Here is a 7,276-nt window from a genome sequence, read left to right on the forward strand (position 1 = left end):
TCGGGCTATTGGAATAGCCGGCGGAAGAGGCGGCCGCGCACTCAGCGAGCTGGCGGCCGCCCCCTGTGCCGTGCGGCGTGTCAGAAGCCGCGAGTGGTGAGCCATTCGTCCAGCGCAACCGAGACGATGTCGCCCATGGGCAGGTGATCGAGTTCGTTGTCCAGCGCGAAGCGCTTGATGCGCCTTTTCAGCTTCAGCGCGGTGGGGACCGAGGAGTCGAGGCTCTCGCGCGCGATGATGCGCTGATTGAGGACGACCGCCGCTTCCGGGATGTCCTTCGGGCGTCCCGACCCGTGCTCCCATGAAGTCCCGTTACTGGGCACCGTATCCGAACCGGCTTGCTGCTCATGCTGAGGATTCGCTGCGCCAGCACTCACAGGGAACGCAGCGGCTCCCATAACGGGAAGAACTGTCGAGTGAATCGCCACCTCAGCGGTGTGCGCCACACCCGGAGTAGCTCCCGTGTCTTGAGACGCCTCGTGCTGCGAGACGTGCTCGGCCAATGGCGCGGGCCGAGCTGCAGGTGCTGAAGGCTGTGCAGCCGGGGCCACGGTCTGCCCAAGCGCCTGCCACTCCATCGACGCCACAGGAGATTCTGTTCCGGCCTCGGAGGCGACGACGGCTGGGCGGGCTGACTGACTGGCAACAGGGTCCTGCGCCGGGCTGCTCGGCGCGGCCTCGACGCGAGGATGGGCGGGCGGTGCAGCTGCCTCCTGCGTCACCTCGGCCATCATCTCGGTCGGGTCCTGCGTCGATACGCCGATGGGAACGCTGGATACAGCGGGCTGAACCTGCGGCTCGCTGGCAGTGGGACGGCCTTCGCCCCGTGCGGCGGCCTGTTCGGTGGCGAACTGCTCGGGGGTGAGCTCGGCGGCTGGGGGAGGGGGCGGCGGGGTCGTCTTCTTGGCCCCGCCCAGGGTGCGCCCGCCGGTGCGGCGGGCCGGCGGCTTCGGCCGCTCGTTCTTCTCGCTCATGCGGTGAGTTCCTTCATCAGGTTGGCGTACTCGCTCAGTTCGGTGGGGATCTCGCCGAAGGCCTCCATGTAGTGCACCCAGGAGTGGATGGTGGTCTCGGCGAGCGGGAACGGCTCGTCGCGGTCAGGGCCGATACCTTCGCCCTCAGCGGGCTCCAGGAGCTGGTCCTTCGCCCGGCCCGGCAGGCTGGTGCGGTCGTCGGCCTTGACCATGACCACGTGGGCGGTGACGCCGTGCTCGTTGCGGGCGGCGGCGCGCTCGGCCTCGTCGAAGGTGGCCACGAGCTTGCGGCGCTCGATCTTGGTGGGGGCAACCGGGACGAGCAGCAGGTTCGCCTCGGTGACAGCCTCGTGGAAGATGCGGGCGCTGCCGCCGCCGGCGTCGACCACGATCGCGCCGAACTCGGCGCGCTTGGCACGGATGTACTCGGCGATGTCGTCGAACGGGTATCGCTCGACAACCAGGTTGGCCGGGATCTCGAAGCCGGCGGCCTGGGCGACCTTGAACCAGTCGTAGGCGGACTGGCTGGTTGCGTCGGCGTCCAGCAGCAGCGTCGGCAGTCCGAGGACGACGGCGTAGTAGAGGGCGGTGAACCAGGCGGAGGTGGTCTTGCCGGTGCCGCCCTTGAGCATGCCGACCACGATGACGAAGGCGTCCCAGGCGCTGGCCGTGGCCGCGGCCAGGGTCTTGGTACGGGTGTTCTCACTCACGTGTGCTTGATCTCCTGAATCGGGAAAGTTGCGTTGACTTGCATGCGTCGGCGACTAGACCGACGTTCGGTGGCTGCTGAGCGTGGGCGACGGAGGACCCCGAGCAGCGCCGTATTCGGGCTGGCCTGTGATCGGTCCCGCGACCTGCCTGGCCGGGCCGGGGACCCGTGCGGCGGCGCTCATGACCGCTTCCTCGGGGTGCGGGCCGGGCCGTGGTTGTGCTTGGGCCGCATGCGGGTGCCCGCTTGGTGCAGGAGCCGGTAGACGGTGCCGATGGAGTAGCTGCACTCCGCGGCCAGGTCCGGCACCGTGGCGCCGGCCTCGTACCGCGCTCGCAGGGACGACGCGAGCTTCTTTCGCCGTGCGGCATCGGCCGCGGAGCGGATGCGTAGCGTCTGCTGGGTGGTCCTGGGCGTGCCGCCAGCCTCGATCAGCAGCCGCCGAGCCACACGTCGCGTCACGGACCCAGCCGCTGCCAACTCCGTGAGGGTGGCGCCCTGTTGTTCGTAGAGGCGGCGCAGGCGGGCCGCGAGGTTGCGGCGGGCTTGCCCGTCGCGCAGCCTGCGCGTCTGCCACGAGGTGCGCATCACGGTACCTGCCTCATGCAGCCGGTTGAGGACCGTGCCGTACGACAGGCCACTGCTCGCCACGAGTTGGTCCACGGTGGCACCGGATTCGTACTGCTCCCGCAGTGCTTGCGCGGTGACCTGATCGTCGTGATCGGCCGTTGGTCGAGGGGGTGGGTTCACGCTGCGGACTCCCATTCGCTGCGGGCTTCGGCATGGGCGGCGGCCAGCTCGTCGTAACTGCGCTGGTCGGCAGGGGTGATGAGGATCAGCCGTCCATCGGTGGCGATCCGCCAGTCGGGAGCGGCGCGGCCGGTGACCGGATCGAGGACATGGCCGTCCGGGGCGTGCCACGCGGTGGGAACCTCGTCAGGGCGTGGCGCGGGAACCACGACCTGGCGCCCGTCGCGGACGATCACCACGGCCTTGCTGCGGTGCTCCGACAGTCGCTCCAGCGCCCGTTGGTACGCCGCGCGCTCGGCGGCGTGTATCGCCTTGCGCCGGGACGCGACGCCCGTGGTTCCGTGCCGTGTCGCGACTGCGTCCCAGCCGCGGGTCGGCTTGGTGATCTCTTCGGCCGTAGCCTCCGGAGGGAGGTCACCGAAGCCCTCCAGAGCATGAGGTGCCAGGGTCCAGGTCTCGCCGCTGTGGGTGACGAGGCCGTGGTCGGCCAGGCGCCGCAAGGTGCGGTAGAGGGTGGCGCGGGAGACGGAGGATGAGCCGACGAGCTCGGCGGCCGTCTGTGCCGGCTGGGCGTGCAGTGCACCGATGATCACCAGTGCGGCGCTGCCGAGACCGCGGTGGGCGAAGGCGTCGTGGCCCATCAGCCGGCCGATGACGGTGGAGTCGAGGTCGGCCGTTGCGGCTGTCTCAGGGGTGGGCCACTCTTCAAGTGCCAGGTCGGGGGGGTACTGAGTGGTTCGGAAACGAGATTGCGCTACGGGGATGCTGTGGTGATCGGGGCTGCCCTCGGCGAGATACCAGGTCGAGCCTTCGCGGCCGTGGCCGACGCGCAGACGTCGCAGCCAGCCCCACGGTTTGAGGACGGTCTCGTAGACGACCCGGAGGGTCGTGCGGGATATCCCCGCTTCCTCTGAGGTCTGCCGCTCGCTGGCGTGGTGCAGGGGACCGCCTGCGGTCTCGGCGAAGTTCAGGTGCGCCCGCAGTACCCGCAGTGCGGTCCGCCCGCGTTCCCCACGCCAGGGCGTCGTCTCGATGCGGTCGCGTAGTGCGGCGAGTACCTCGTACGCGTGCTGGCGCGACTCCAGGACCCTCGTGCTGCTGACCGCGGCCGAGGCGCTGGCCCACACCCGACTGATGTAGTCCAGGGCGCGCGCCAACCCAGAGCGCAGCGCGATGTGCCGGGCGTGCCGTCCGCCCTCATGCTCGGGGTGCAGCAGTAGTCGGGTCAGCTCGTCGACGGTTCCGCCGGCGCGGGCCACGTGACATGCGATGGCCGCCGTGATCCGGTGCCCGTGCTCGGCCGCGCCCTGACGGTCCGCGCGCAGGACCAGGGTCCGGCCGTCGGAGGCGAGCTTGCTGTAACTGCCCGCCGCATAGCGGCCGGTGAGGTCCCCGAGCAGAATGAGATCGGCTGCGGCCGTAGGCAGCTGGTGAAGGCCCAGTCGCTCGCCTGGGTGAAATGGCCGTCGGGAAGAACCTATTTGGTGGGTGCTGTGTGGCACTGTGGAGCCGTCCCGCAAGGACAGAGACGCCACCCAGGCCCGCTAAAACCACGGGTGGTGTCCGGTACCGACCTCCAATCGGTGCCAGCGATGCCTCCAGGATGGCCATCCTGGAGGCATTCGTATGCCTGGCTCCGGTGCTGGAGGCAGACGTCCCCATCGCGGCTCGACCGAGGTCGATTCGGAGTGCCGTCAGCGGGTTCACGGCCTGATCAACACCGTCCGACCTGGGCCGACTCGGAGCCAGGTCAGAGAGTGATTTCCTCTGACTGACTCCGAGCAGCTCGGTTCGAATCGGGGTCGAATCAGAGCGGTTTCCTCTGACTGCCTCCGGTCGCCTCTGCAACCCGACCTAGCAGGTCACAACCGATACGCCCCACGAAGCCGCAGGTCAGAAAGGTGCGTCAGGAATACCCGGCGTACAGCCCGACTCGTCTGCCGCTCGGTATTTCACCTCGGCAGCGGCGTACTGGTGCACGAACTCCGCCTCGTTCGCCGGCACCGCCTTTCTGCCGGGCCGTCGCTTCACCAGCCCGGGACGCCCTCACTGCCGCCAGTTGACCTGTCCTGGAGGCGGTTCGGAGTCCGTCTGGGGCGGCGCGATGGTGACTGTGCTCTCAATCTCAAACAGGGGCGAGTCATCGTCCTGGCCGGGGCAGCCAGAGTGGCCGACGCCCCCGCTGCCGAGCCCGCCATGGTCGGTTCCCCGGGGTGACTGCGTCGACTGAGATCGGCTTGAACGGGCGGCTGTGGCCGTCGGCGTCGGAGCGGTCGAGACCTGCGAGGGGGTGTGTCGGGCGCCGAACTCTGCTGTTCGGTGTCGCGGTCGACGAGGTGCTGCAGGCCCGTCGCCTCGGCCGCGTCCCCGTCCTCAGGGTCCGAATAAGTGGGTTTTGACGTGGACGACGTCCGCCCTGCGACACCCCGCGCGGGCGACCGGTGCGGGGCGCGGACGATGCAGTCGTCGGAGGGATGGCGATCGCCATGGGGTGAGCGTCGTCCGACACCCACCCCGGCGACCGTGGCGAGGTAGGGGCTCGCCGTGTCATAGAGAGTGGTGGAGAGCCACCGCCAACTGGGCGTCGATGGCTGGCGGCGTCCAGAGGGTGCCGTCGCCGATGCGCTCGGGTGGGTGCCGTTCTGGGTCGCGTCCTGGGCGGCCCTGGAGATACCGTCCCAGTTGTTCTCGAGGTCTATGCCCGTCGCGTCGATGTTGCTGCTGACCCTCGACGACGTTCCCGGGTACCACTTCTGGCTGCCTCTGATCGCCTGGCTGATGCGGTAGGAGATGAAGTCGAAGCGGGCGCTTCGGCGAGGGCCTGGGTGAGGATCAGCAGGGACCGCGCTTCGTTCCGGCCGGCCGTCGTGCTGTTACGGCTGCCCAGGTCGCTGATCGCGCCCTGGATGGTGCCCATGGAGCCCGCTGACTCCGTCACTGGCGGCCCGAGGCCGGACAGCAGTTCTCCGGTGCGCGGGTGGCGGGCGCTGAGGTCCATCGCGGAGAATGGCCCGTCGTGGATGCGCAGGGCGAGACGGTCGCGGTGGAACCCTGGAGATGCCCTGCTTTCCTGCGCTGATTCGTGTCCTGAGAACAACAGTCATCGCAGGTAGCAGGGCATCTCTGGGGTGGATCCAGGCTCAGTGGGCCATCACGGGCTCGCCCTCGGACGGCTCCAGAGCCCGGTTCGGGATCAGGAGCGCCGCGATCACCGCACCGACCAGGAAGAACCCGGAGCCCCACGCGAAGGTGGCTGTGTAGCCTTCGACCCCGGCCTGCGCCGCGGCCAGCGCGCTGGGCTTGTGCGAGGTCAGGTAGTCGGTCGCGGCCGAGGAGGCGATGGTGGTCAGGAGCGCCGTACTGATGGAGCCGCCCACCTGCTGACCGGTGTTGATCAGCGCCGAGGCGACGCCCGAGTCCTCGTGGTGCAGGCCTGAGGTCGCCCCCTGGAACGCGGTGGTCATCACGCTACCGATGCCGAGACCCATCAGGATCATGCCGGGCATGATGTGGGTGGCGTAGGTGCTGTCCAGCTCGATCCGGGTCAGCAGGGCCATACCGGCTGCGGCGACCAGGAAGCCGGCGGTGATCACGATCTTCGGGCCGACCCTGGGCAGCACCAGCACAGGCATTGTGGTCGACGAAGCGACGACGGCCGCGACCATCGGCAGGTACACCAGACCGGTCTTGATCGGCGAGTAGCCGAGGCTGGCCGCGAAGTAGTAGGTCAGGAACAGGAAGATCGAGAACATTCCCATGCCGATGACGAACACCGCCATGAACGAACCACCGCGGGTCCCGTCCAGCACGACGCGCAGCGGCAGCAGCGGATGCGCGACCCTGGACTCCAGCCAGACGAACACCACGAGCAGCACCGCGCCGACGATCATGGAGCCGAGGGCGACCGGGTCGGTCCAGCTGGTGGACTCGACGTGCGCGAACCCGTAGACGACGGCGAACAGCGCGGTGCTCACCACGACGATGCCCGGAATGTCGAGTTGGGGCTTCTTGGTGACCACGGGCTTGGCCAGCAGCAGCAATGCACCGATCAGGGCGGGGACCGCGAAGACGACGTTCACGTACATCACCCAGCGCCACGACGCCCATTCGGTGAGCATGCCTCCGACCAGCAGCCCGATCGCGCCGCCCGCACCCCCCAGCGCACTGAAGATACCGAAGGCCTTCGCCCTTTCAGACGGCTCGGTGAAGGTCACGCTGAGCAGTGAGAGTGCCGCGGGCGCGAGCAGCGCGGCGAAGAGACCCTGGGCCACCCGTGCCGCGACGAGGATCTCGAAGCTGCCGGCCGAGCCGCCGAGAACGGACGCGGCCCCGAAACCTGCCAAGCCGATCACGAAGAGGGTACGTCGGCCCAACAGGTCACCGAGTCGGCCGCCGAGCAGCAGCAGGCTGCCGAACGCCAGCGCGTAACCCGTGATGACCCACTGCCGGCTGCCGTCACTGAAGCCGAGGTCCTGCTGCGCCTCGGGCAGCGCGATGTTCACGACGGTCGCATCGAGCATGACCATGAGTTGGGCCAGGCCTATGACGGCCAGCACCCACCAGCGCACGGCATGTGAGCCGCGAAGGCCCGAGTCTTTCTTTCCGGAGGCGGGCGCCCCGCGGTCGATGCTGGTACTCATTTTTTCCCTTGCTTGGTGGGCATGACGGAAAGACGTCTGGAATGGAAATTGATTGGTTTCCTCGCCGGTGAAGGTGAGGCGAGCGGGTGACGGGCTGAGATTTCAGCCCTGGAGGGCTGCGTCGGTGTCGGCGATGGCGAGTGTCTTGTTGATGTCGGCGCCGGCCAGTGCGCCGGCTGCTGCGGAGGCTCCGACCTGGGCGA

6 protein-coding genes are annotated in these 7,276 nt (G+C 68.7%); 1 reads left to right on the top strand and 5 read right to left on the bottom strand.

Features of this window, described 5'->3' with window-relative positions:
* Nucleotides 1-80 precede the first annotated feature (80 nt).
* The 4 genes from ABZ464_RS49735 to ABZ464_RS49750 form a co-directional block, all read right to left on the bottom strand.
* Nucleotides 81-974: a hypothetical protein gene (locus ABZ464_RS49735; RefSeq protein WP_359289188.1), complete on the bottom strand. Its 894-nt coding sequence runs from the start codon at nt 972-974 to the stop codon at nt 81-83.
* The gene (locus ABZ464_RS49740) at nt 971-1,684 is read right to left on the bottom strand and encodes a ParA family protein (protein ID WP_359289190.1); all 714 of its coding nucleotides are present in this window, start codon (nt 1,682-1,684) and stop codon (nt 971-973) included. The genes ABZ464_RS49735 and ABZ464_RS49740 overlap by 4 nt, the downstream gene beginning before the upstream one ends.
* Before the next feature lie 179 nt (nt 1,685-1,863).
* Nucleotides 1,864-2,448 (bottom strand): helix-turn-helix domain-containing protein, encoded by a 585-nt coding sequence (locus ABZ464_RS49745; RefSeq protein WP_359289192.1) that lies wholly within the window; start codon nt 2,446-2,448, stop codon nt 1,864-1,866.
* A complete protein-coding gene (locus tag ABZ464_RS49750) occupies nt 2,430-3,935 on the bottom strand; it encodes a transcriptional regulator (RefSeq protein WP_359289194.1) in 1,506 nt (501 codons plus the stop codon). The genes ABZ464_RS49745 and ABZ464_RS49750 overlap by 19 nt, the downstream gene beginning before the upstream one ends.
* A gap of 1,132 nt (nt 3,936-5,067) precedes the next feature.
* On the opposite strand from ABZ464_RS49750, the gene ABZ464_RS49755 reads away from it, so the two are divergent.
* Nucleotides 5,068-5,220 (top strand): hypothetical protein, encoded by a 153-nt coding sequence (locus tag ABZ464_RS49755; protein WP_359289196.1) that lies wholly within the window; start codon nt 5,068-5,070, stop codon nt 5,218-5,220.
* 353 nt (nt 5,221-5,573) lie between these two features.
* Here ABZ464_RS49755 and ABZ464_RS49760 read toward each other — a convergent pair whose 3' ends face one another.
* Nucleotides 5,574-7,073 carry an MFS transporter gene (locus ABZ464_RS49760; RefSeq protein WP_359289198.1) on the bottom strand — a complete coding sequence of 500 codons (1,500 nt, stop codon included), beginning with the start codon at nt 7,071-7,073 and terminating at the stop codon, nt 5,574-5,576.
* Nucleotides 7,074-7,276: the final 203 nt, after the last annotated feature.

It is taken from the genome of Streptomyces sp. NPDC005820 (assembly GCF_040630255.1).
In the GTDB taxonomy this organism is placed as follows: Bacteria; Actinomycetota; Actinomycetes; order Streptomycetales; family Streptomycetaceae; genus Streptomyces.

Excerpts from the sequence above, each read along its gene's own strand:
- ABZ464_RS49735 (WP_359289188.1), bottom strand. The coding sequence starts at position 974 with ATGAGCGAGAAGAACGAGCGGCCGAAGCCGCCGGCCCGCCGCACCGGC.
- ABZ464_RS49745 (WP_359289192.1), bottom strand. The coding sequence starts at position 2,448 with ATGGGAGTCCGCAGCGTGAACCCACCCCCTCGACCAACGGCCGATCAC.
- ABZ464_RS49760 (WP_359289198.1), bottom strand. The coding sequence starts at position 7,073 with ATGAGTACCAGCATCGACCGCGGGGCGCCCGCCTCCGGAAAGAAAGAC.